This window comes from Variovorax sp. PDC80 (assembly GCF_900115375.1).
Taxonomy (GTDB): Bacteria; Pseudomonadota; Gammaproteobacteria; order Burkholderiales; family Burkholderiaceae_C; genus Variovorax.
In genome coordinates this window covers 167,535-190,080 of record NZ_FOWG01000002.1, presented here as the reverse complement: position 1 = coordinate 190,080, position 22,546 = coordinate 167,535, and the positions used below count along the sequence as shown (strand labels likewise).

Below are 22,546 nucleotides of genomic sequence, written 5' to 3'. Positions count from 1 at the left end.
CAACGACCCGCAGTGACGGCCGAACCGGTCGCCTGGCGCACGGACGGCACACCGCACAGCGAGCGCTTCGGCGACATCTATCACACGGAGGCCGGCGCGCTCGCGCAGTCGCGCCACGTCTTCCTCGGCGGCTGCGGCCTGCCGGCCGCCTGGGCCGGCCAGCCGCGGTGGCGCATTCTCGAAACCGGCTTCGGGCTGGGCCTCAACTTCCTCGCGACCTGGGCCGCCTGGCGCGCCGATCCGGCACGCCCGCGGCTGCTTCACTTCGTCTCGATCGAGGCCTGGCCGGTGGCGGCCGAGAGCCTGCTGCGCGCCGCTGGCGCCTATGAGGAACTCGCGCCGCTCGCGCGCGAGCTGGCCGCGCGCTGGCACGGCCTGCTGCCGGGCTTCCATCGACTGGCCTTCGACGACGGCCGGGTGCTGCTTACGCTCTGCGTGGGCGCAGTGCAGACTATGCTGCGCGCCCAGCGCTTCGAGGCCGACAGCCTGTATCTCGACGGCTTCAGCCCGCAGTGCAATCCCGAGATGTGGTCGCCCGAGACGCTGAAGGCGCTCTCGCGCTTCGCGCGCCAGGGCACCCTGCTCGGCACCTGGACCTATGCGCGCGCCGTGCGCGACGCGCTGGCGCAGAACGGCTTCCAGCTCGAGCGCCGCCCGGGCCTGCCGCCCAAGCGCGACTGCCTGGGCGCGCGCTTCGCACCGGCCTGGACCGTGCGCCGGCGCGAGCCGCTGCCCGAGACCGTTTCAGCGCCCGGCCGCTGCGCCGTGATCGGCGCCGGCCTCGCGGGCGCGGCCGTGGCGGCCAGCCTCGCGCGGCGCGGCTGGCAGGTCGAGGTGCTCGACGCCGCAGCGCGGCCGGCCGAAGGCGCCTCGGGCCTGCCCGTGGGCCTGCTCGCGCCGCATGTGTCGCCCGACGACGCCCTGCTCTCGCGGCTCACGCGCGCCGGCATCCGCGCCACCTGGAACGAACTGGCGCAGCGCCTGGAAGAAGGCCGCGACTGGCGCGGCACCGGCACGCTGGAGCGCCGGCCCGATGGCGATGTGCGCGTGCCCGCGGGCTGGCAGGCCGACGGGCCCAACGAATCCTGGCCCGCGAGCGCCGCGCAGCTCGCGGCCGCGGGCCTGCCGCCCGACGCGCCCGCGCTGTGGCATGCGCGCGCCGCCTGGGTGCGCCCGCGTGCACTGGTCGAGGCCTGGCTGTGCGAGCCTGGCATCGCATTCCGCGGTGGCTGCCGCGTCGAGCGGCTGGAGCGCGATGCGGCCACCGGCGGCTGGCGGCTGCTGGCCGAAGACGGTGCCGTGCTGGCCGAGGCCGACCGCGTGGTGGTCGCGATGGGCCATGGCTCGGGCCTGCTGGCGCCGCGCCTGCCGCTGCAGCCGGTGCGCGGCCAGGTGGCCTGGGGCCGCAGCGACGCGGCCGCGTTGCCCGCCGCGCCCGTGAATGGCGACGGCCACCTGATCGCCGGCGTGCCCGAACCCGCTGGCGGCGCGCCGCTTTGGCTGACCGGCGCCACCTTCGACCGCGACAGCCATGACCTGGCGCCGCGCGACAGCGACGCCGAGGCCGTGCGCGAACGCGCCGCCCGGCTGCATCCGGCCAGCGCCCCATCGATCGACCAGGCCTTCGCACGCGGCGAGGCCCAGGCCTGGGTCGGCGTGCGCTGCGCCTCGGGCGATCGCCGGCCGCTGGTCGGGCCGCTCGGCGATGCGCCCGAGGACAAGGGCCTGTGGACCTGCACGGCGCTCGGCTCGCGCGGGCTCAGCTTCGCCGCGCTGTGCGCCGAACTGCTGGCCGCGCAGTGGCATGGCGAGCCCTTGCCGCTGCCGGCGGCGCTGGCCAAGGCCCTCGATACGCGGCGCACCACGCGGGCCTGAGGGCCGCTACGCGGCGTCAAGTGCCGGCAGCAGGTGGTCGATGCGGCCATCGCCATAGCTGCGCACCACCTCCGAGATCACCACCCGGTAGCCATCGAGCCAGTTCGCCTGCGCCGCCTTGGCCTGCAGATGCGAGGGATGCGTCATCAGCGCCTGCAGCGCCTCGAGCGAGCGCCAGTAGTAGACGTTCGACACCAGCCCGTTGGCGCTGTTCTCCCAGCTCTCCTCGCCCAGGTAGCCGGGCAGCGCGCGGGCGGCTTCGGCGATCGCCTGGTCGAGCCGGTGGAAGGCGTCGTCGAACTGGCGGGTGGCGAAGATGAAAGTCGATGCGTACATGGTCCTCCATGGGCGAACGGCGCGGCCACGCGGGCCGAAGGGGCGCGGATTATGCGGCAGTCCTGCCTGCTCCCATCACCGCGGACATGTGCGGCGACACACGAACGCAGGAGAATGCCCCATGCCCAGCACCCAGTACGACATCCGCCACACCACGATCTACCGCTACAACGAGCCGGTCAGCTTCGGGCTGCACCGCGTGATGTTCCGTCCACGCGACAGCCACGACCTGCGCGTGCTGGCCACCGACCTGCAGGTGAGCCCGTCGGCCCACACGCGGCTGATCCAGGACCCGCACTCGAATTCGGTGGCGCTGGTGCAGCCGATGGGCGAAGCCACCGAACTGCGCATCGTCTGCGCCTTCACCATCGAGACCGTGCCCGCGGCCACGCAGGACCAGCTCGCGATCGACCCGGCCGCGGAGTTCCTGCCCTTCGCCTATTCGGTGCAGGACCGGCTCGACCTCGAGCACTACCTGCGCCCGCACCACGACGACCCCGACGGCACGCTGATCCGCTGGGCCCACCAGTTCCTGCACACCGACAAGCCCAACAGCACGCGCGAGGTGCTCACGCGCATGAACGCCCACATCGGCCAGAGCCTCGAGTACCTGGCGCGCGACGAGGAAGGCACGCAGACGCCGCTCGAGACGCTGGCGCTGGGCAGCGGCAGCTGCCGCGACTACGCGCTGCTGATGATGGAGGCGGTGCGCCGCCTGGGCATCGCCACGCGCTTCGTCTCGGGCTACATCTACGACGCCGCGCTCGACAGCACGGTGCAGGCCAAGGGCGAGGCCATGACCGGCGCCGGCACCACCCACGCCTGGCTGCAGGCCTACCTGCCGGGCGCGGGCTGGGTCGCGTTCGACCCGACCAACAACCTCATGGGCAGCGGCCAGCTGATCCGCGTCGGCGTGACGCGCGACCCGGCCCAGGGCGCGCCGATCTCGGGCAGCTGGTACGGCCCGGCCGAGGCCTACGAAGGCCTCGAGGCCACGGTGACGGTCACGCGCCGGCGCAACTGAGCGCGCGGCGCCGCTGTCGCGCAGGCGATAGCGGCTACGGGAAAGCCCCCACCGTTTGCAGGGACGGCGCCTCTACGCTGCGCCGCCGGTCCGCAAGAAAAGCACGGTCGTGCCAGCCTCATGGGCACCTCCGGACGACGGCGGCCGGCATTCCTCGCCCCCAGAAAACGGAGACAACGAACCATGCATTCCGCGCGCCTCAAGCTCATCGTCATCGCCGCCAGCATCGCCGCCGCTTCCTGCGGCGGCGGAGGCGGCGGTGGGGCCATCTTCCCGATCGTGCCGCCCGCGCCCGCCCCCGCGCCGCCGGCACCGCCCCCGCCGCCCCCCGCGCCCGAGGAGCGCCGCGCGCAGGACGACCGCAATTCCTTCGCGCCGGCCGATGCCGCCGCCACCACCTTCACGGCCCTGGCCGCCGCGGCCGGCGACACGGTCGACAACGCCACCACCAGCCGCTGGGCCGGCGTGCTCGGCGGCGCGGCCTACCGCGTGGAGGTGCCGTCCAACTGGAACGGCAAGCTCGTGATGTACGCGCACGGCTATGCCGGCGAAGGCAACGTGCTCGCGGTCAGCAACCCCTCGATCCGCCGCTACCTGATCCAGAACGGCTATGCCTGGGCGGCCTCGAGCTACAGCAAGAACTTCTACGACGTGCGCGTGGGCGTGGAGGACACCAACGCGCTGGCGCTGGAGTTCAACAAGATCGCCAAGGCCAACGGCCGCGAGCTCGCCGCGCCCTCGAAGATCTACATCACCGGCCACTCGATGGGCGGCCACATCACGGCCGCGGCGATCGAGGACGAGGCCTATGCCACGGCCAACCACAAGGTGCGCTACAACGGCGCGGTGCCGATGTGCGGCGTGGTCGGCGACACCGAGCTGTTCGACTACTTCGCGGGCGCGCAGGTCACGGCGCAGGCGCTGGCGGGGCTGCCGAAGTACCCGACGGTGAACTGGTCGGACATCGCGGCGCAGGTGACGGGCACGCTGTTCGCCGACTTCACGGTCTCGCCGATCCCCAACATCACCACCACGCCCACCGGCACCAAGTACGCCTCGGTGATCGAGAACCTCACCGGCGGGCCCCGTCCGATGTTCGATCTCGGCTTCAAGTCGGGCGGTTCCTTCGCCTTCGTGTGGGGCGTGCTCGGCAGCGACGGTACGGTCAACGGCATCCTCAACAAGAGCACGCTCGACACCAACCGCTTCACCTACACCATCGAAGGCGACGCGGCCGGCTCGACGGCGCTCAACGGCTCGGTGCTCAAGCTCACCGCCGTGCCCGACGCCAACCGCCTGCGCCGCGACGGACTGCGCTGGATTCCCAAGGCCAATGGCGAGTTCAAGATCCCGGTGGTCACCCTGCACACGCTCGGCGACCTCTACGTGCCCTTCAGCATGGAGCAGATCTACAACAAGCGCGTGGCGGCCAAGGGCAACAGCGGCTGGCTGGTGCAGCGCGCGGTGCGCGGCATCACCCATTGCGACTTCACGCAGGCCGAGCAAGTCGAGGCCTTCGACGCGATGATCAAGTGGGAACGCGACGGCGTGAAGCCCGCGGGCGACGACGTGGTGACCGCGGCGACGGTGGCCGATCCGGCCTATGGCTGCAAGTTCACCCGTCCGCTCGGCACGGTGGACGAGACGAGCATCGCCTCGCGCACCGTGGCGGCCGGCACGCATCCCTGCCCGCCCTGAGCGGCAAGGGGCGGGAACCGCCTTCGCAGGCGTTTCCCGATCGCCTTCAGCGCTTCTGCGCGCTGTAGGCCTTCACCACCGGCACCGCGGTCGCGGCGCTGTCGACGAACAGCCCGTCGATCCCGGCATCGAGGAAAGCGGTGATCTCCGCCGCCGTGTCGCCGTGCACGGTGCCGTCGGTCTTCGGCTCCTTCTTGAGGCTGTCGGGCAGGAAGGCGTTCTCGGGCCGGACCGTGTAGATGTGGACGAACAGCTTTTTGTCGTGCGCATCCTTCACCAGCGTGGTGGGCGTGCCCAGCTTGCCGGCCACCACCGGGATCACGCGCGACTTGTCGGGACCGATGCCCTGCGCATAGGTCGCGATCTCGGCCAGGCCCTCGGGCTTCAGGAGGTCGGCATAGGTGCGCTTGTCGCCGAGCGCCACCAGGTCGTAGGGCGCGCCCGAGCCGCCGATCAGCTGGACGATCTTCACCGTGCTGCGCAGGCGCACGTCCTTGAGGTTGCCGGTCTCGAAGGACTGCACGAACACCGGCGCATCGGCCTTGTTGAGGCCGTGCTTCTGCAGCGTGTCGAGCAGCTTGTTCTCGAGCGGCAGGCCGATCGAGCGGAAGTAGGTCGGGTGCTTGGTCTCGGGATAGATGCCGATGGTGCGGCCCTTGGCCTGCGACTGCGCCTTCGCGAGCTCGATCACCTCGTCGAGCGTGGGCACCTGGAACAGGTCGTTGTACGAGATGTTGGCCGGGCGCTGCGCCGGAATGCGCTCGCGCGCGCGCAGTTCCTTGAGCTCGGCCAGCGTGAAGTCCTCGGTGAACCAGCCGATGACCTGGCGGCCGTCGATGGTCTTGGTGGTCTTGCGGCTCGCGAACTTCGGCACGTCCATCACGTTGGTGGTGGCTTCGAGCACCTTGCCGCTGGCGTCGACGATGGCGATCGCGTTCTCGTGGCGCGCCACCAGCTCGCCGTCCCTGGTCGGCACGAGGTCGGGTTCGATGAAGTCGGCGCCGTCGTCGATGGCCTGCTGGTACGAGGCCAGCGTGTGTTCGGGCCGCTTGGCCGGTTCGCCGCGGTGCCCGATCACGAGCGCGGCGGGCACGGGGGCCGGCGCGGGCGGCGGCGGTGCCGGCGGCGCGGGGGCCGGTGCGGGCGGCAGGATCGGGAAGACGGCAGTGCCGCCGCCTCCGCCGCAAGCGCTCATGAGCGCGCAGGCGCTGACCGCCAGGGCGATCCTGGCCAGGGAAAATGACTGCATGGGAGACCCTCTCTCTCGCTGTGTGGCTGGTACGGATTCGTCGCCACCCGCCGCGCGTTGTTATGGGTTCTTGGCGGGCGTCGGATCATTGCGAGGCCATGTGTCTGCGCCGTGACATGCACGGCCCCCGCGCCTCGCTCAGGAGCGCGCGGCCAGCTTCGCCTCGAGCGCGGCGATCAGCGCCCTCGCCTCGTCGCTCTCCGGGATGTCGCGCCCGCTGTCGCGCCACTGCACCGCGCTCTTGAAGCCCTCGGCCTCGGCCTGGCGGCGGAACCACATGCCCTCGGGGTTGTGGCGCGTGATGCCGTCGAACACGGTGGCAAACATCTGGCTTTGCTCGAGGCCCATCGAGTGCCAGACCTGGTTGACCACCAGCTTGTGCATCATCAGGTGCGAGCGCGGCACGCCCGCGATGCGCAGCGCCAGCTTCAGCGTGGCGGCGTCGAGTTCTTCGGCCGGCACCGCGAAGTTGGCGAGGCCCCAGTCGGCCGCCTGCGCGCCGTCGATGGTGTCGCCGGTGAACATGAGCTGCTTGGCGCGCAGCGCGCCGAGCCTGTAGGTCCACATGGCCGTGGTCGGGCAGCCCCACACGCGCGTGGGCATGTAGCCGATGCGCGCATCGTCGGCCATGGCCAGCAGGTCGCAGCACAGCGCGATGTCGCTGCCGCCGGCCACCGCGTAGCCATGCACCTTGGCGATGGTCGGCTTGGTGCAGCGCCACAGCGCCATGAAGTCGTCGGTGTTGCGCTTCATCGCGGCGTAGTCGAGCATCGGGTCCCAGGGCGTCTTTTCCTGCCGGCACGGATGCTCGCCCTGCCCCTCGCGCCCGTGGCCCTCGGCATAGTCGCCGAGGTCGTAGCCGGCGCAGAAGGCGCGGCCCGCGCCCTCGACCACGATCACGTGCACCGCGTCCTCGGCCTGCGCCCACTCCACCGCATGGCGGATGTCGGTCGGCGTGGTCTCGGCGATGGCGTTGAGCTTCTCGGGGCGGTTGAGCACGAGGCGCGCGATGCGCGGATGCTGCGGATCCTGGTCGATGACGACGGTGCGGAAGTCGGGCATGGGCGGTGTCTCCTGGGTGGATCGTCGGGCACAGGTCGACGTGCCTGCATCCCGCATCCGCTTGTAGCATCGGCCGCCGCGCGCGCAACCGGCGCTTGCACCGATGCGCCCGGTGCTCAGGCGCCCGAGAGCCGGAAGCGGAACACCGCGCCGCGCCCCGCCTGCGGCACCAGCCGGATGTCGCTGCCATGCAGCTGCAGGATGCGCTGCACGAACACCAGCCCCAGCCCGCCGCCGGCCGAACCGTCGCTGCGCACGCTGCCGGTGAAGGCCGGGCGCGTGAACAGGCTGGGCTGCAGTTCGCGCGGAATGCCGGGCCCGGTGTCGCTGACCTGCACCGCCACGCCCGTGCCCTCGTCGCCGGTGGCCGCCCGCAGCTGCACCACGATCTCGCCGCCGGCCGGCGTGTGGCGGATCGCGTTGTCGAGCAGGTTGGTCAGCACGCGCTCGATCATCCCGAGGTCGGCCGACACCACCGGCAGGCCCGGCGCGATGTCGGGACGCAGCTTCTGCTGCCGCGACTCGGCCGCGAGCTCGAACTTCTGGAACACGTCCTGCACCAGGTCGGCCAGCGCGAAACTCTCCTTCTCGGGCTTGACCACGCCGTACTCGAGCCGCGCCAGCTCGAACAGCTCTTGCGCGAGCCGCCCCACCTTGCGGCTCTGGTCGAGCGCGATGTCGAGGTAGCGGCGGCGCTCCTCCTCGTCGAGCGTGCCGGCCTTCAGGCGCAGGGTCTCGAGGTAGCCGTGCAGCGAGGTCAGCGGCGTGCGCAGGTCGTGCGAGACATTGGCGAACAGCTCGCGCCGCTGCTGGTCCTGCAAGGTGAGCTCGCGCCACTGCTCGGCGATGCGCCGCATCATCTGCGCGAAGGCCTGCGCCAGCAAGGCGATCTCGCCGCCGCCGCGCGCGATGCGCTCCAGCGTCGGCGCCTGGCCCTCGATCGCATCGATGCCCTCGGTCTCGAAGCGCCGCACCGCGGCCGTGAGCTCGCGCAGCGGCCGCGTGATGAGCCAGAACGCGGCCGTGCCCGCGACCAGCCCGAGCAGCGCCACCAGCCCCATCGACCACAGCGTGGTGCGCAGCGCGTTGTCGGCCGCCACGTGGGCGGCGAGCGCGTCGTGGTCCTCGCCCTGCAGCACCACGTAGACATAGCCGGCGTCGCGGCCGTCCATGCGCAGCGGCGCGGCGCTGAAGACCTTGGCGGTCTGCAGGTTGCGCGGATCGTCGCCGAGGATCGGCATCGGCGCGCCGGCCAGCAGGCGCCGCACGGGCGCGAGGTCGACGCGGTCGCGCTTGAGGTGCCCCTCGGGCGCGGCCTGGGCCTCGATGCGGCCATCGAGCGCGAGCAGGTAGACCTCGACGCTGGGGTTGACGGCCATCAGCTGGTCGAACAGCCGCTTGACCGCGGCCGGGTCGAGCCCGCCCGGGCGCATCAGCTCGGCGTTCTCGGCGATGTGCGCGGCCAGGCCGCCCGACAGGCGCTGGATCACCTCCTGCTCGTGGCGCCCGTTCGCGCGCACCTGCAGCCAGGCCGAAGCACCGCAGCACACCAGCAGCAGCAGCGCGAACACCAGCGACAGCCGGCGCGAGAGCGTGGCCCAGCCCGTCATGCAGCGCCCTCGTCCTTGCCATCGGCCGTGGCCGAGAGCTTGTAGCCGCGGCCCCAGACGGTGAGGATGCGCCGCGGCGCGGCCGGGTCGGCCTCGACCTTGGTGCGCAGCCGGTTGATGTGGGTGTTGACGGTGTGCTCGTAGCCGTCATGCTGGTAGCCCCAGACCTGGTTGAGCAGGTCGAGCCGCGAGAACACCTTGCCCGGGTGGCGCGCGAAAAAATACAGCAGGTCGAACTCGCGCGGCGTGAGCTCGATGGGCTTGCCGTCCACGCGCACCTCGCGTGCGAGCGGCTCGATTTCGAGGTTGCCGAGCGCGAGGCTGCCCGACTCCAGCCGCGCATTGCGCGCCAGCGCATCGGTGCGGCGGATCAGCGCCTTCACGCGCGCCACCAGCTCGAGCACCGAGAAGGGCTTGGCGAGGTAGTCGTCGGCGCCGAGCTCGAGGCCGAGGATGCGGTGCACCTCGCTCGAGCGCGCGCTGATGATGATGATCGGGGTGTAACGTGCCATGGCGCGTGCGCGGCGGCAGATCTCGAGCCCGTCGATGCCGGGCAGCATGAGGTCGAGCACCAGCGCGTCCCACTGGCCGCGCTCCAGTTCGCGCAGGCCCGCGTGCCCATCGGCCGCATGCACCACCGCATAGCCTTCGTCGCGCAGGTGCATGCGCAGCAATTCGGCGATATGGGCGTCGTCTTCGACCAGCAGCACGCGCTTGGGGGTGTCCATGGCGCCGATTGTCCCGCGATACGGATTCCCGAGTTATCACGATTCTTTGAACTTTGCGTGATGAATCGGCCAGGGGGTGGGCCCAAGAATCCGCTCCATGAACAGCACCGCCCTCGCCGCCCCGGACACCCGTCCCGTCCATCCGCTGTGGATGCGCATCACGCATTGGCTCAACGCGCTGGCGGTGCTGGTGCTGGTGACGAGCGGCTGGCGCATCTACGACGCGGCACCTTTCCTCCCGTTCCGTATCCCGACCGAGATCACGCTCGGCGGCTGGCTCGGCGGCGCGCTGCAATGGCACTTCGCGGCGATGTGGCTGCTGGTGTTCAACGGCTTCGTCTACCTGGCGCTCAACATCGCGAGCGGACGGCTGGCCACCAAGTTCTTTCCGGTCACGCCGGGCGGTGTGTGGCACGACGCGCTGTCGGCGCTCAAGGGGCGGCTCTCGCATGCCGATCCGCGCCGCTACAACAACGTGCAACGGCTGGCCTATCTGTTCGTGATGCTCGACATCGTGGTGATCGTGCTGTCGGGGCTGGTGCTCTGGAAGTCGGTGCAGTTCGCTGTGTTGCGTGATCTGCTGGGTGGCTACGAGTTCGCACGGCGCATTCACTTCTTCGGGATGGCTTCTTTGGTTGCCTTCGTCGTGCTTCACCTGGTGATGGTGGCGCTGGTTCCTCGGACCTTGCTTGCGATGGTTTGGGGCCGTTCTTCTCGGGGTCTGAAATGAATGCACTGGCTCTTGATGTGCCGCGTTCGGGGCGGGCTCACGCCGACGGGGTACTCCCCTCCGCGAATGTCCCCCGCCCTTCGGGCTCCTCCTTTATTTCGCTGCGGGGAGTACCCCATCGACGTGAGCCTGGGCACGGTCGTCGAACCGGCCGCACAACGACTGCGCTCCTCGTGCACAGGGCAGTGGGTGCTTCCCGCAGCGAAATCAAGGAGGAGCCGAAGGCGGGGGACATTCGCGGAGGGAAGTACCCGCTGTCCTGTGCACGCGCTCCGACCTCCAACAACCAAAGCCAGACATGAGAATCTTCAAAGCCCCAAAGATGACCGCCGTCGACAGCGAGGCAGTGGTCCAGGAAGCGCGAGCACTGATCGCGAAGAAGGTCGAGCACCCCGCACGCCGCGCCTTCCTTCAACGCTCATTGACCCTGGGCGGCCTGTCGCTGCTCACAGGCTGCAGCATCAGCGACGACACCCACGTCGAGGCCGCGCTCTCGAAGATCTCGCGCATCAACGACAAGGTGCAGGGCCTGATCTTCAGCCCCACGCAGCTCGCCGAGACCTATCCCGCCTCGATGATCACCCGGCCGTTTCCGTTCAATGCCTACTACGGCGAGGACGAGATCCGCGAGGTCGACGAAGCGAGCTACCGGCTCGAGGTCACCGGCCTGGTCGCCGACAAGCGCCGCTGGACCCTGCCCGAGCTGCGCGCCATGCCGCAGCACGAGCAGATCACGCGCCATATCTGCGTGGAGGGCTGGAGCGCCATCGGCCGCTGGGGCGGCGTGCGCTTCGCCGATTTTCTGCGCCACGTCGGTGCCGACACCACCGCGCGCTATGTCGGCTTCAAGTGCGCCGACGACTACTACACCAGCATCGACATGGCGACCGCGCTGCATCCGCAGACCCTGCTGGCGCTGACCTACGACGGCGAGGTGCTGCCGCCGAAGTATGGCTTTCCGATGAAGCTGCGGATGCCGACCAAGCTTGGCTACAAGAACCCCAAGCACATCCAGGCGATGTTCGTCAGCAATACCTATTCAGGTGGCTACTGGGAAGACCAGGGCTACAACTGGTTCGGAGGGAGCTGAGTCGTCGCCCGCGACGATTCGACTGCCGATGAAAGCGCGAGGCCGTGTTCCTCGATGAACCGCGCCTCTCTTGAAAAAGTGAAACTCAACCCGAAAGACTTCCCAATGAACAAGCTCAGCGCAACCCTGCTCGCCACCTGCCTGGCCTTTGCCGGTGCCTCCGCCTTTGCCGCCGACGAGATGGCCAAGGATGGCATGGCGAAGGACTCGATGTCCAAGGACGCCATGAAGAAGGATTCGATGGCGAAGGACTCCATGTCGAAAGACGGCATGAAGAAGGACTCGATGGCAAAAGACTCCATGTCCAAGGATGGCATGAAGAAGGATGCCATGGGCAAGGACGAGATGAAGAAGTAAGAAAAGGACGCCCGAACCGGACGCGGCATTGACGGCCGCCGGAATCGGCGGCAATGTCGCCTCCGGCGGCCGCGCCCGCGCGGCAACCTCCCCTCAAGGACCACCCATGAAATCCCTCGCATTCACCGCCGCCACCCTCGCCGCCGCGGCCCTGGTCTGGCATGCCGTGCCCTCCTCGGCCGAACCGGCGCGCCGCGTGCCCGCTCCCACCGCCGACCTCGTGGCACCACCCGCCGCTAAGACCGAAACCGCCGTCTTCGCGGGCGGCTGCTTCTGGGGCGTACAGGGCGTGTTCCAGCGCGTGCAGGGCGTGAGCAACGCCGTCTCGGGCTACGCGGGTGGCGATGCGAAGACCGCCAAATACGACGAGGTCGGCTCCGGCCGCACCGGCCATGCCGAATCGGTGCGCATCACCTACGACCCGAAGCAGATCAGCTACGGCAAGCTGCTGCAGATCTATTTCTCGGTCGCGCACGACCCGACCGAGCTCAACCGCCAGGGCCCCGACACCGGCACCCAGTACCGCTCCACCGTGTTCGCCGAGAACGCCGAGCAGGCCCGCATCGCGAAGGCCTACATCGCCCAGTTGAACCAGGCCAAGACTTTCGGCAAGCCGCTCGCCACCACCATCGAGACGGGCAAGCCCTTCTACGCCGCCGAGGACTACCACCAGGACTTCCTCACCAAGCACCCGGACCACGGCTACATCGTCGTCAACGACTGGCCCAAGATCGACGACCTGAAGAAGCTCTTTCCCGAGAGCTACCGCTCGGCGCCCTCGCTGGTGAGCGCCGCGAAGGGCGGTTGATCCGCTCGTGAGCGTGCTGCTTCGCATCGCCTTCATCCTCGCCGGCGCCCTGCTGCTCGGCGTGGCCGCCAACGAAGCGCTGCGCGCGGTCGGGCACTGGTACGAGATGAACCGCGCTCAAAGCGAAAGCGACCTCTCGCAGGCCTTCGTCATCGCGCTCGCGGTGCATGCGGCCTGCGTGCTTGCGGGCGGCTGGCTCGGCAACCTGCTGTTCCGGCACTGGCGGCGCCGGCGTACGGCAAGCCGGCACTGAGCGCCGAGGCTGGCGAAGCACCCTCTCTTCGGCGAATCAATCGCGGGCCGGCCCCGCCATCGTCCTCGCCTCCGCCTCGCGCCCCATCTTCCGCAGCAGTTGCGCGTACTGCTTGCGCACCACCTCCACGCGCCACCGGTCCGGCCCCTTCGACACCAACGGCAGCGCCTGCCGGTAGAGCGCCTCGGCCTCGGCATAGCGCCCCGCTTCCGCCAGCCCATAGGCCGCGTTGTAGAGCACCACGCCGCGCGTCGACCCGACCGCCGGTGTCTGCTCGAGCGTGTCGAGCACGGCCAATGCACGGCGGCTCAGGCGCTCGGCCTGCGGGAAATCGGGCACGGCCTGATAGGCGACGCTGAGGTTGTCGAGGTCGATCGCGTTCAGCACCTTCGGCACGCTCGCCTCGCGCGCGGAGATCGCCTCTGCCTCGGACAGCAGCGCGATCGCTTCGGCCGCGCGGCCGCGCTCGCGCAGGAAGTTGCCGCGGTGCACCAGCGCGTTGCGCAGCAGCGTCGGGTTGCCCGCGTGATAGGTGCGCGCGGCACGCAGTGCGCGGCCGTAGTTGTCGTCGGCCACCTCGTGCCGGCCGGCCGCGGCGGCCATGTCGCCGAGCGCCAGGTAGGCGGTCGGCAGGCGCGGGTCGGCGGGGTTCTGGCGTTCGAGTGCCGGCACGCCGTCCACGAGACGCGGAGCGGCCTGTGCCCACAGCCCGGCCTGGTGGTGCCAGAGGCCGGAATTGATCTGGTCGCCAGAGCTCGCGCAGCCCGCCAGCAGCGCTGCAGCGAGCAACAGGCCGCCCGCCAGCGCGCGCCTCACAGCAACCTCAGCCGCTGCGCCTGCTCCTCCAGCTCCGCCCGGAACGCCGGATGCGCGATCGCGATCAGCTCGCGCGCGCGCTGCTTGGCCGACTTGCCGCGCAGTTGCGCCACGCCATGCTCGGTCACCACGTAGTCGATGTCGTTCTTGCTCGTGCTCACGTGCGTGCCGGGCGACAGCGAGGGCACGATGCGCGAGATGGTGTCGCCCTTGGCGGTCGAGGGCAGCACGATGAAGGCCTTGCCGCCGCGCGAGCGGTTGGCCGCGCGCACGAAGTCCGACTGCCCGCCCGTGCCCGAGTACGGCGCATGGCCCAGGCTCTCGGAGCCGCACTGGCCCAGCAGGTCGATCTGCATGGTGGCGTTGATGGCGACCAGGTTGTCGTTGAGGCCCGCGAGCGCGGGGTCGTTGGTGAAGTTCACCGGATGCATCTCGAGCGCCGGGTTGCGGTCCATGAAGCGGTAGAGCTTGCTCGAGCCCAGCGCGAAGGTTGCGATCGACTTGCCCGGCAGGTGGTTCTTGCGCCGGTTGGTCACGGCGCCGCTCTCCACCAGCGTGAGGATGCCGTCGCCGATCATCTCGGTGTGGATGCCGAGGTCGCGCTTGGCCGTGAGCTGCATCACCACCGCGTCGGGAATGCCGCCATAGCCGATCTGCAAGGTTGAGCCGTCGTCGATGCGCTCGGCCACGTACTTGCCGATGGCCTGCTGCACCGGGCCGATCTTCGGCAGGCCCACCTCGAGCACCGGCGCCTCGCTCTCGACCAGCGCCGCCACCTGCGACACGTGCACATGGCAGGCGCCATGCGCGAAGGGCACGTTCGGGTTGACCTCGAGCACCACCGCGCGCGCCTTGGCCACGGCGGCCATCGTGTAGTCCGCGCCCAGGCTCAGCGCGAAGTAGCCGTGCGCGTCCATCGGCGAGGCCATGCTGAAGACCACGTCGGCCGGAATCTGGCCGCGCTCGATCTGCGCCGGAATCTCCGAGAAGTAGTTGGGCAGGAAGTCGATCCAGCCCTCCTGCCCGCCCGCGCGCGTGGCGCCGCCGAAGAACAGCGCGACGTGGCGCACGTGCGCCACCGTCTCGGGATCGATGTAGGCGTACTTGCGCATCGCGAGGATCTGCGCGACCTTGACGTCGCGGAAATCGCGCCGCTGCTCGGACAGCGCTTCGAGCAGCGCGGGCGGCTCGCCCACGCCGGTGGGCACGATGATCATGTCGCCGTTGCGCACCTGGCGCACGGCATCGGCGGCGCTGGCGCGCTTGCGGCGGTACTGGTCCTGGAAGTCCATGAAGCGTCTCGTCTCTTTTTCTGAAGGGATGGGAATGGGGGGTCGGCCTACGCCGGCGCGTCGTTGCGCGCATCGTAGGTGCCGCGCCGCGCGGCCCGGTTGCAGCGCGCACGGAACACCAAGGCTTTCTGCGCCTCGGCCACGCGCGCCGGGTCGCCCTTCCAGAGCTCGAGCGCGGGCTGCTGCACCGCGCGCGAGAACGAGAAGCTCAGCGCCCACGGCAGCCGCGCGCCGAAGCGGGCATTCATCGCATTGAGCCGCGCCGAGGCGAGCTGCGCCGACTGCCCGCCCGAGAGGAAGGCCACGCCCGGCACCGCCGCGGGCACGCTGCGCAGCAGGCAATGCACCGTGGCGTCGGCCACCGCGGCCACGTCGTCCTGCACGGCGGCGTTCTGCGCCGGCAGCACCATGTTCGGCTTGAGCAGCATACCCTCGAGCAGCACGCCCTGCGCGCGCAGCTCGGCGAAGGTGCGGTGCAGCACTTCTTCCGTGACCTCGGCGCAGCGCGCGAGCGAATGGTCGCCGTCCATCAGCACCTCGGGTTCGACGATAGGCACCAGGCCGGCTTCCTGGCACAGCGCCGCATAGCGCGCGAGCGCATGGGCGTTGACGCGGATGCAGGCGCGGCTGGGCAGGGCCGCGCCGATCGCGATCACGCCGCGCCACTTGGCGAAGCGCGCGCCCAGGCCCGCGTACTCGGCCAGCCGTTCGCGCAGGCCGTCGAGGCCCTCGGTCACCGTTTCGCCCGGATGGCCCGCGAGCGGCTTGGCGCCGGTGTCGACCTTGATGCCCGGCACGATGCCCGCGGCGGCCAGGGCCTGCGCGAAGGGCACGCCGGCGTTGGTGGTCTGGCGCAGCGTCTCGTCGAACAGGATCGCGCCGCCGATGCTGTCGGACAGCCCGGGCGCCGTGACGATCAGCTCGCGCCAGTCGCGCCGCGCCGCCTCGGTCTGCGGGATGCCGAGCGCGGCGAAGCGCTTGTTGCAGGTGGCGTTGCTCTCGTCCATCGCGAGCAGGCCCTTGTCGGCGGCCAGCAACGCGGCGGCCGTGTCGGTCAATGTCTTGGCGGTCATGTCGGGACACCTTTCGGGGGCCATCCTACGCCCGCGAGGTTTGCCCCTAGATGACGTTGCGCTCCAGCAGCGGCGCGTTGCGCAGGATGCGCTCGAAGCCCACCGCCGACAGGTCGAGGCTGCGGTAGCCGCCGAAGCGGATCAGCTCGGCCACGCCGCGCCCCGCCGCCGGGCATTGCTGCAGGCCATGGCCCGAGAAACCGTTGGCGAAGTAGAGGTTGTCGCAGTCGGGGTGCAGGCCGAGGATGGCGTTGTGGTCGAACAGGTTCATCTCGTAGTAGCCGGCCCAGGCGCCGGTCATGCGGATGGCTTCGAAGGCCGGCACGCGTTCGGCCAGCGCGGGCCAGATGAAGCTGTCGAAGGCCTCGTACTCGACCTCGAGCGCGGCGTCGTCGGGGTCCTGGTCCTCGGGCGGCGCGAAGCCGCAGATGAACTGGCGGCCCTCGGGGCGCAGCCAGATGCCCGAGGTGTCGATCACCAGCGGGCAGCCGGGCAAGGCCTCGGGACACGAGAAGCTGAACACGCTGCGCCGACGGCCGCGCACTGGCAGGTCGATGCCGGCCCAGCGCGCCACCGTCGCGGCCCAGGCGCCCGCGGCATTGACGACCACGTCGGCCTGCAGGGCCTGGCCGTCGGCGAGCACGACGCCGCGAACAAGGCGCCCTTCGCATTGCAGCCCGGTCGCCTGCGCCTGCACGTAGCGCACGCCCTGCGACACGGCCTTCTTGCGGAAGGCCTGCAGCAGGCTGTAGCCGTCGTACCAGCCCTCGCCCGACAGGCCCAGCGATCCCAGCGCGACGCCCTCGGTGTTGAGCCACGGAAAGCGCGCCTTCAACGCCTCGGGCTCGAGCAGCGCCACGTCGACCGCATGGGCCTTCTGCAGCGCATGGTTCTCGCGCAGCACGCCCTCGCCCGCCGCGGAGGCCAGGTAGAGGTAGCCGGGCTCGACCAGGCCGATGTCGGGTGCGTCGTCGCCCACGCGCAGCGTCTGGCCCAGGCTGCGGAAGAAGTCGATGCCGTAGCGCGACATCTCGATGTTGATGGCGGTCGAGAACTGCTGGCGGATCGAACTGGCCGACAGCGCCGAGGAAGCCTGGCTGTACGAGAAGTCGCGCTCGACCACCGTGACCTCGAAGGGCTCCCGCGCCGGATCGCGGGTCAGGAAATAGGCGATGGCCGAGCCGATGGCTCCGCCGCCGATGATCACCACACGCCGCATGGAATGCCTTTCGCTCCGCTCGTCATCGTCACTGTCCTTCGTCATGCGCCAGCCGCGCCGCCGCCAGGTCCCACAGCGCATGGCCCACGGTCTTGACCAGCACCGGCGCGCCGGCCGCCGCGGGCACCGCATGCGCGAAGTCCTGCACGGCGCGCCAATCGACGTCGGCGCGGATCAGGTCGCCGGCCTCGCGGCGCGCGCCCTCCAGCGTATCCACAAACACGCTGCCGCGGCGCACCAGCGCGGTGGGCACCTCGGCCATGTCGGCGCGGTAGGCGCCGATCGCGATCACGCAGGCATCGGGGCGCAGATCGGGCGGCACCACGGGGTCGAGCGCATTGGTCGCGGCGACGACGAGGTCGGCCTCGCGCGCGGCGGCGTCCGGATCGGCGATCGCCTGCGCCTCGACGCCGAGCGAACGCATGTGCCGCGCGAGGTCCTCGGCATGGGCCGCGGTGCGCGCATGGATCGCGAGCCGCCGCACGCCCCACAGTTCGGCCAGCGCCTCGGCATGCGCGCGCGCCTGCACGCCCGCGCCGATCAGCAGCACCCGTTCCGCACCCTTGCGCCCGGCCCGCATCGCGCCGGCCAGCGACAGGGTCGCCGTGCGCCGCGCGGTCAGCACATTGCCGTCGAGCGCGAGCAGCCGCGTGCCGGTGGCCGCATCGAGCAGCACAACCTCGCCCTGCACCACCGGCAGGCCGCGCGCCGCGTTGCCCGCATGCACGGTCACGGTCTTGAGCGCGGCGAAGTCGGCGTCGGCCGCGGGCATCAGCAGCATCGTGCCGCCGGCCGCAAGCGGCACGGCGGTGCGCGGCGCGGCCCGTGCCTCGCCGCGGCGTTCGCGCTCGAACATCCGCAGCATGGCCTCGACCAGCGGTCCCCAGGGCAAGGCCGCGGCCGTCTCGGCCGCATCGAGCGTGCGCACCGAGGCCGCCTCAGGAACCGGCGACGCGCACGCGCTTGCCGTCCTTGTAGGTGAAGACGGTGAAGTCGGGCTTCTGCAGGTTGCCCTTGGCATCGAAGGCGATGGCGCCGGTCACGCCGTCGAACTTCACCTTGCGCATCGCCGGCAGGTAGGCCGCGGGCTCGACCGAGTTGGCCTCGCGCATGCCGGCGGCCAGCGCCATCATCGCGTCGTAGAGGTAGGGCGCGTAGGTCAGCACGTCGACGCCGAAGCGCGCCTTGTAGCGCTGCTCGAACTCGGCGCCCTTGGTGGTCTTCTCGACCTCCTTGCCGCCGCGCGTGCAGTAGAGCAGCCCGTCGACCGCGCCGCCGCTGATCCTGGCGACCTCGTTGGTGCACAGGCCGTCGGTGCCCAGCAGCTTGGCCGTGATGCCGAGCTGCTTCATCTGCCGCGCGATCAGCCCGCCCTGCGCGTCCATGCCGCCGTAGAACACGACCTCGGGCTGCCTGGCCTTGATGCTGGTGAGGATCGCCATGAAGTCGGTCGCCTTGTCGCTGCCGTACTCCTGCGCGACGATGGTGCCGCCCAGCGCCTTGACGCCGCGCGCGAACACCTCGGCCGCGCCCTGCCCGTAGGCGGTGCGGTCGTCGATCACGGCGATCTTCGTGGCCTTGAGCTCCTTCACCGTGTAGTTCGCGATCGCCATGCCCACGTCGTCGTCGCTCGCGAGGATGCGGAACACGTTGTCGTAGCCCTGCTTCGTGAAGCTCGGATTGGTGGCGGTCGACACGTCGGGCAGGCCGGCGCGGCTGTAGACCGCCGAGGCGGGAATCGCGGCGCCCGAATTGAAGTGGCCGAGGATGCCCTTCACGCCCATGTCGGCCAGCTTGTTGGCGACCACCATGGCCTGCTTGGGATCGGCCTGGTCGTCCTCGGACTGCAGCACGAACTTGATCTTCTTGCCGCCGATCAGCAGGTTCTGCCTGTTGAGGTCCTCCACCGCGAGACGCGCGCCGTTGTCGTTGTCCTTGCCCCAGTGGGCGGCGCCGCCGGTGAGCGGGCCGGCATGGCCGATCAGCACCGTCTGCTCGGACTGGGCCCAGGCCGGCAGCGCCAGGGCGCCGGCCAGGACGCCGGTCAGCAAGCAAGCCGAGGCGGCGACATGGTGCCGCGGCGATACGCGCGAAGCGGTCATCGAAAGTCTCCTTGTGTTTGTGCGTGCGGGCCGCGCTGGAGGCCCGAACGCAGAATAGAGTCGCGCTGGCGGGCGCAACAAACGCTCAATGCGCACGACGTTGTGCGATCCCGGAAGGAAGCTCCCCGGATCGGCGGCGCGATGAATGCTTTGGTTGACGGAAAGCGGGCCGCGCCAGAATCGGCCCACCAGGACAAGCAGGCGAGATGAGAAAAGACATACCCAACCTCGGCGCGCTGCAGGCCTTCGAGGCCTCGGCGCGGCTGGGCAGCTTCACGCGCGCCGCGAGCGAACTGGCGCTCACGCAGAGCGCGGTCGGCCGCCAGGTGGCGATGCTCGAGCAGCGGCTCGGCGTGGCGCTGTTCTCGCGCGTGCGGCGCCGGCTCACCCTGACCGACGTGGGCCGCGAGTACGCGGCGCGCATCCGCCGCCACCTCGACCAGATCCGGCGCGACACGCTGGAGATCGCCGCCGGCCACGACATGGGCTTCGTGCTCGAGGTGGCGGTGGTGCCCACCTTCGCGACCCAGTGGCTGATTCCGCGCCTGCCCGATTTCAGCCGGCTGCATCCCAACATCACGGTCAACCTGTCGGCGCGCTCGCAGCCCTTCTCGTTCCAGGAGAACGCCTACGACGCCGCGATCTACTTCGGCGACCAGTTCTGGCCCGACACGCGCGGCGGGCGCATCTTCTCCGAGGGCGAGATGGTGCCGGTGTGCAGCCCGGCCTTCCGCGATGCCAACGGCCCCTGGGACGAGGCCGCGTTCGCGCGCTGCCGCCACGTGCACCTGAGCACGCGCGCCCATGCCTGGCGCGACTGGTATGCGCAGCAGGGCTGGGACTACACGGTGCATGCCTCGCGCGGACCGCGCTACGAGCTCTTCACCATGGTGACGGCCGCCACCGCGGCCGGCATGGGCGTGGGCCTGGCGCCGCGCCTGCTGATCCAGCACGAGCTGCGCACCGGCGAGCTCGTGATCCCGATCGACCGCAGCCTCGACGTGAGCCAGGGCTACTACTTCGCCTATCCCGAGGGCCGGCCGGCCTCGGGGGCGCTCGAGCACTTCAAGCGCTGGGTACTGAGCCTGACGCCCGAGAAGGGCTGAGCCCGATCAGACCGGCGCCGGGTTGCGCTCCGCGAAGCCGCGCTGGTGCCAGTACGGATAGGCCAGCGTCGTCGTGCTCGCCACGTCGAGCTCGGCCACCTGCTCCTTCGTGAGGCTCCAGCCCACCGCGCCGAAGTTCTGGCGCAGCTGCTGCTCGTCGCGCGCGCCGATCACCACGCTCGACACCGTCGGGCGCTGCAGCAGCCAGTTCAGCGCCACCTGCGGCACCGTCTTGCCGGTCTCGCCGGCGATCTTCTCGAGCGCATCGACGACGCGGTAGAGCAGCTCGTCGGGCACCGGCGGACCCATGTCGGCCGTCACGTGCAGGCGGCTGTTGGCCGGCAGCGGCTGGCCGCGGCGGATCTTGCCGGTGAGGCGGCCCCAGCCCAGCGGGCTCCACACCACCGCGCCCACGCCCTGGTCCTGCGCCAGCGGCATCAGCTCCCATTCGTAGTCGCGGCCCACCAGCGAGTAGTAGGCCTGGTGCGCCACGTAGCGCGGATAGCCGTAGCGCTCGGCCACGCCCAGCGACTTCATCAGGTGCCAGCCCGAGAAGTTGGAGGCGCCCACGTAGCGCAGCTTGCCGGCGCGCACCAGGTCGTCGAGCGTCGAGAGCGTCTCTTCCACCGGCGTGGCGGCATCGAAGCCGTGCAGCTGGAACAGGTCGATGTAGTCGGTGCCCAGGCGCTGGAGCGCGGCGTCGACCGCGGCGACCAGGTGGTAGCGCGAGGAGCCGACCTCGTTGGCGCCCTCGCCGCTGCGGAAGGTGGCCTTGGTCGAGATCAGCAGCTTGTCGCGCGGCCGGCCCTTGATCGCCTCGCCGAGCACCGATTCGGCCGCGCCGCCCGAATAGATGTCGGCGCTGTCGAACATGTTGACGCCCGCGTCGAGGCAGATGTCGATCAGCTTGCGGGCCTCGGCCACGTCGGTGCTGCCCCAGGCCTGGAAGAATTCGCCCTTGCCCCCGAAGGTGCCGGTGCCGAAGCTCAGGACGGGGACCTTGAGGCCCGATCGGCCCAGATGACGGTATTCCAAGATGCTGCTCCTTCGGCCCGCGGGCCAGGGTGGTGCGGGCCGGCGGCCCGCGGATGACCGCCATTGTTGGCCGCGGGACTGAACCCCGGCCGGCAGTCGGGCTTCTAGGGCAGCAGTTTGGAGATCGCGTCCTCGAAGGCCAGCACGTCCGAACCGACGTGCGTGGAGTTGAAGACCGTCTGCGTCAGCTTGAAGTCCTTGTAGTTGCGGGCCGCGAGCCGGTCGTACATCTCCTTCACCAGCGGCCCGTTGCAGTTGGCGTCGCAGCGCGCCAGCACCATGGTCGCGGGCAGCGACTTGCCGGCCAGCGCGGTGAACATCTTCTGCTCGAGGTCGTAGTTGAGGTCCTTCTGCTGCCAGAAGGCGGCCTCGGTCGACAGAAAGTACGAGAACACCAGCTGGTCGGGCGCTTCGAGGAACATCGCGGTCGCGGCCAGGTTGCCGCTGGTCGACAGGCCGGAGAGCATGCGCCGCTTCGGGTCCATGCGGTACTTCGATTCGAGGTAGGGAACCAGCTCCTTCACGAGGAAGCCGTGATAGCCGGTGGCGCCCGGAAAGTTGTAGTCCTCCTGCCGCCGCGCGCTGCCGCCGATGCCCACCAGGATGGCCTTGGTGCCACGCCGTTGCAGGATGTTCTTGAGGTTCGTGAAGCGCGTGTCGGGCAGGCCGTTGGTGGCATCGCCGTCGAGCGCATAGATGGTGGCGTAGGCATCGGTGCTGGCGTCGTAGCCGGCCGGGATGTAGATGTCGATGCGGTAGTCCACGCCGTAGGCCTTGGCGCTGACGGTCTCGCTGACCACGCGGCCGCTGGTGGATGGGGGCGGCGCGGGCTGCTCGGGTGCCGGGCCCGGCGGCAGGATCGGGAGGCCGCCGCCTCCACCGCCGCCGCCGCCACCGCAGGCCGCCATCGCCGCGACGAGCACGCAACCGCACACGGCCGCGAGTGCGCGGCGCCATTTTTCTTGTCTCATGTGGTTCCTCTTCGACCCCGGCACACGTCGTGCCGGGGCGGGATGCTGCGCCGGCGACCGGGCAACGTCAACCTCGCCGGTCGGATCGGCCAGGCTGTGGCGCCATGTCCAC

The 22,546-nt window shown here is 70.3% G+C and carries 22 protein-coding genes; 9 read left to right on the top strand and 13 right to left on the bottom strand.

Features of this window, described 5'->3' with window-relative positions:
• The first annotated feature begins 12 nt into the window (after positions 1-12).
• The gene (mnmC, locus tag BM109_RS06480; RefSeq protein WP_093341519.1) at positions 13-1,875 is read left to right on the top strand and encodes a bifunctional tRNA (5-methylaminomethyl-2-thiouridine)(34)-methyltransferase MnmC2/FAD-dependent 5-carboxymethylaminomethyl-2-thiouridine(34) oxidoreductase MnmC1; all 1,863 of its coding nucleotides are present in this window, start codon (positions 13-15) and stop codon (positions 1,873-1,875) included.
• A gap of 6 nt (positions 1,876-1,881) precedes the next feature.
• Here mnmC and BM109_RS06475 read toward each other — a convergent pair whose 3' ends face one another.
• A complete protein-coding gene (locus BM109_RS06475) occupies positions 1,882-2,211 on the bottom strand; it encodes an antibiotic biosynthesis monooxygenase family protein (RefSeq protein ID WP_093341517.1) in 330 nt (109 codons plus the stop codon).
• 121 nt (positions 2,212-2,332) lie between these two features.
• On the opposite strand from BM109_RS06475, the gene BM109_RS06470 reads away from it, so the two are divergent.
• Entirely contained in the window at positions 2,333-3,235 is a 903-nt protein-coding gene (locus BM109_RS06470) for a transglutaminase family protein (RefSeq protein ID WP_093341516.1), read from the top strand.
• A 183-nt stretch (positions 3,236-3,418) separates the two neighbouring features.
• A complete protein-coding gene (locus tag BM109_RS06465) occupies positions 3,419-4,933 on the top strand; it encodes an alpha/beta hydrolase family protein (protein ID WP_093341514.1) in 1,515 nt (504 codons plus the stop codon).
• Positions 4,934-4,979: 46 nt separating this feature from the next.
• Here the strand turns inward: BM109_RS06465 and BM109_RS06460 are convergent, their stop codons facing one another.
• From BM109_RS06460 to BM109_RS06445, 4 genes are all read right to left on the bottom strand, one after another.
• Complete coding sequence (locus BM109_RS06460; RefSeq protein ID WP_093341512.1) at positions 4,980-6,182, bottom strand: glycerophosphodiester phosphodiesterase; 1,203 nt, start codon at positions 6,180-6,182, stop codon at positions 4,980-4,982.
• Between the two features lie 138 nt (positions 6,183-6,320).
• The gene (locus tag BM109_RS06455; protein WP_093341511.1) at positions 6,321-7,244 is read right to left on the bottom strand and encodes a crotonase/enoyl-CoA hydratase family protein; all 924 of its coding nucleotides are present in this window, start codon (positions 7,242-7,244) and stop codon (positions 6,321-6,323) included.
• Between the two features lie 116 nt (positions 7,245-7,360).
• On the bottom strand, positions 7,361-8,854 hold the full coding sequence (locus tag BM109_RS06450) for a sensor histidine kinase (RefSeq protein WP_093341509.1): 1,494 nt from the start codon (positions 8,852-8,854) through the stop codon (positions 7,361-7,363).
• Entirely contained in the window at positions 8,851-9,582 is a 732-nt protein-coding gene (locus tag BM109_RS06445) for a response regulator transcription factor (RefSeq protein WP_093341507.1), read from the bottom strand. Before BM109_RS06445 ends, BM109_RS06450 begins: the two co-directional genes overlap by 4 nt.
• Before the next feature lie 97 nt (positions 9,583-9,679).
• Between BM109_RS06445 and BM109_RS06440 the strand changes: the two genes are divergently transcribed.
• The 5 genes from BM109_RS06440 to BM109_RS06420 all read left to right on the top strand — a co-directional run bounded on the left by BM109_RS06440 (position 9,680) and on the right by BM109_RS06420 (position 12,820).
• Complete coding sequence (locus BM109_RS06440; protein ID WP_093341505.1) at positions 9,680-10,312, top strand: cytochrome b/b6 domain-containing protein; 633 nt, start codon at positions 9,680-9,682, stop codon at positions 10,310-10,312.
• A gap of 298 nt (positions 10,313-10,610) precedes the next feature.
• A complete protein-coding gene (locus BM109_RS06435) occupies positions 10,611-11,402 on the top strand; it encodes a molybdopterin-binding protein (protein WP_093341503.1) in 792 nt (263 codons plus the stop codon).
• 105 nt (positions 11,403-11,507) lie between these two features.
• Positions 11,508-11,759, top strand: coding sequence for a pentapeptide MXKDX repeat protein (locus BM109_RS06430; protein ID WP_093341501.1), 252 nt, complete (start codon positions 11,508-11,510; stop codon positions 11,757-11,759).
• A gap of 106 nt (positions 11,760-11,865) precedes the next feature.
• Positions 11,866-12,567 (top strand): peptide-methionine (S)-S-oxide reductase MsrA, encoded by a 702-nt coding sequence (gene msrA / locus BM109_RS06425; protein ID WP_093341500.1) that lies wholly within the window; start codon positions 11,866-11,868, stop codon positions 12,565-12,567.
• 7 nt (positions 12,568-12,574) lie between these two features.
• The gene (locus BM109_RS06420) at positions 12,575-12,820 is read left to right on the top strand and encodes a hypothetical protein (RefSeq protein WP_093341498.1); all 246 of its coding nucleotides are present in this window, start codon (positions 12,575-12,577) and stop codon (positions 12,818-12,820) included.
• Positions 12,821-12,856: 36 nt separating this feature from the next.
• Here BM109_RS06420 and BM109_RS06415 read toward each other — a convergent pair whose 3' ends face one another.
• The 6 genes from BM109_RS06415 to BM109_RS06390 are packed head-to-tail and all read right to left on the bottom strand — an operon-like array spanning position 12,857 to position 19,322.
• Positions 12,857-13,636 carry a tetratricopeptide repeat protein gene (locus tag BM109_RS06415; RefSeq protein WP_093341497.1) on the bottom strand — a complete coding sequence of 260 codons (780 nt, stop codon included), beginning with the start codon at positions 13,634-13,636 and terminating at the stop codon, positions 12,857-12,859.
• Positions 13,633-14,928, bottom strand: coding sequence for an acetyl-CoA hydrolase/transferase family protein (locus BM109_RS06410; protein ID WP_093341495.1), 1,296 nt, complete (start codon positions 14,926-14,928; stop codon positions 13,633-13,635). The genes BM109_RS06415 and BM109_RS06410 overlap by 4 nt, the downstream gene beginning before the upstream one ends.
• A 47-nt stretch (positions 14,929-14,975) precedes the next feature.
• Positions 14,976-16,001 (bottom strand): class I fructose-bisphosphate aldolase, encoded by a 1,026-nt coding sequence (locus tag BM109_RS06405; protein WP_093341493.1) that lies wholly within the window; start codon positions 15,999-16,001, stop codon positions 14,976-14,978.
• A 46-nt stretch (positions 16,002-16,047) separates the two neighbouring features.
• Positions 16,048-17,220 (bottom strand): NAD(P)/FAD-dependent oxidoreductase, encoded by a 1,173-nt coding sequence (locus BM109_RS06400; protein ID WP_093341491.1) that lies wholly within the window; start codon positions 17,218-17,220, stop codon positions 16,048-16,050.
• Positions 17,221-17,248: 28 nt separating this feature from the next.
• Positions 17,249-18,148, bottom strand: coding sequence for a delta(1)-pyrroline-2-carboxylate reductase family protein (locus tag BM109_RS06395; protein WP_093341489.1), 900 nt, complete (start codon positions 18,146-18,148; stop codon positions 17,249-17,251).
• A gap of 10 nt (positions 18,149-18,158) precedes the next feature.
• Positions 18,159-19,322 (bottom strand): branched-chain amino acid ABC transporter substrate-binding protein, encoded by a 1,164-nt coding sequence (locus tag BM109_RS06390; RefSeq protein ID WP_093341488.1) that lies wholly within the window; start codon positions 19,320-19,322, stop codon positions 18,159-18,161.
• A gap of 206 nt (positions 19,323-19,528) precedes the next feature.
• Between BM109_RS06390 and BM109_RS06385 the strand changes: the two genes are divergently transcribed.
• Positions 19,529-20,428, top strand: a complete 900-nt coding sequence (locus tag BM109_RS06385; protein ID WP_057596715.1) for a LysR substrate-binding domain-containing protein — start codon at positions 19,529-19,531, stop codon at positions 20,426-20,428.
• 6 nt (positions 20,429-20,434) lie between these two features.
• Here BM109_RS06385 and BM109_RS06380 read toward each other — a convergent pair whose 3' ends face one another.
• Both BM109_RS06380 and BM109_RS06375 read right to left on the bottom strand, forming a co-directional pair.
• Positions 20,435-21,463 carry an aldo/keto reductase gene (locus BM109_RS06380; protein WP_093341486.1) on the bottom strand — a complete coding sequence of 343 codons (1,029 nt, stop codon included), beginning with the start codon at positions 21,461-21,463 and terminating at the stop codon, positions 20,435-20,437.
• Positions 21,464-21,567: 104 nt separating this feature from the next.
• Positions 21,568-22,434, bottom strand: coding sequence for an alpha/beta hydrolase (locus BM109_RS06375; protein WP_093342410.1), 867 nt, complete (start codon positions 22,432-22,434; stop codon positions 21,568-21,570).
• Positions 22,435-22,546: the final 112 nt, after the last annotated feature.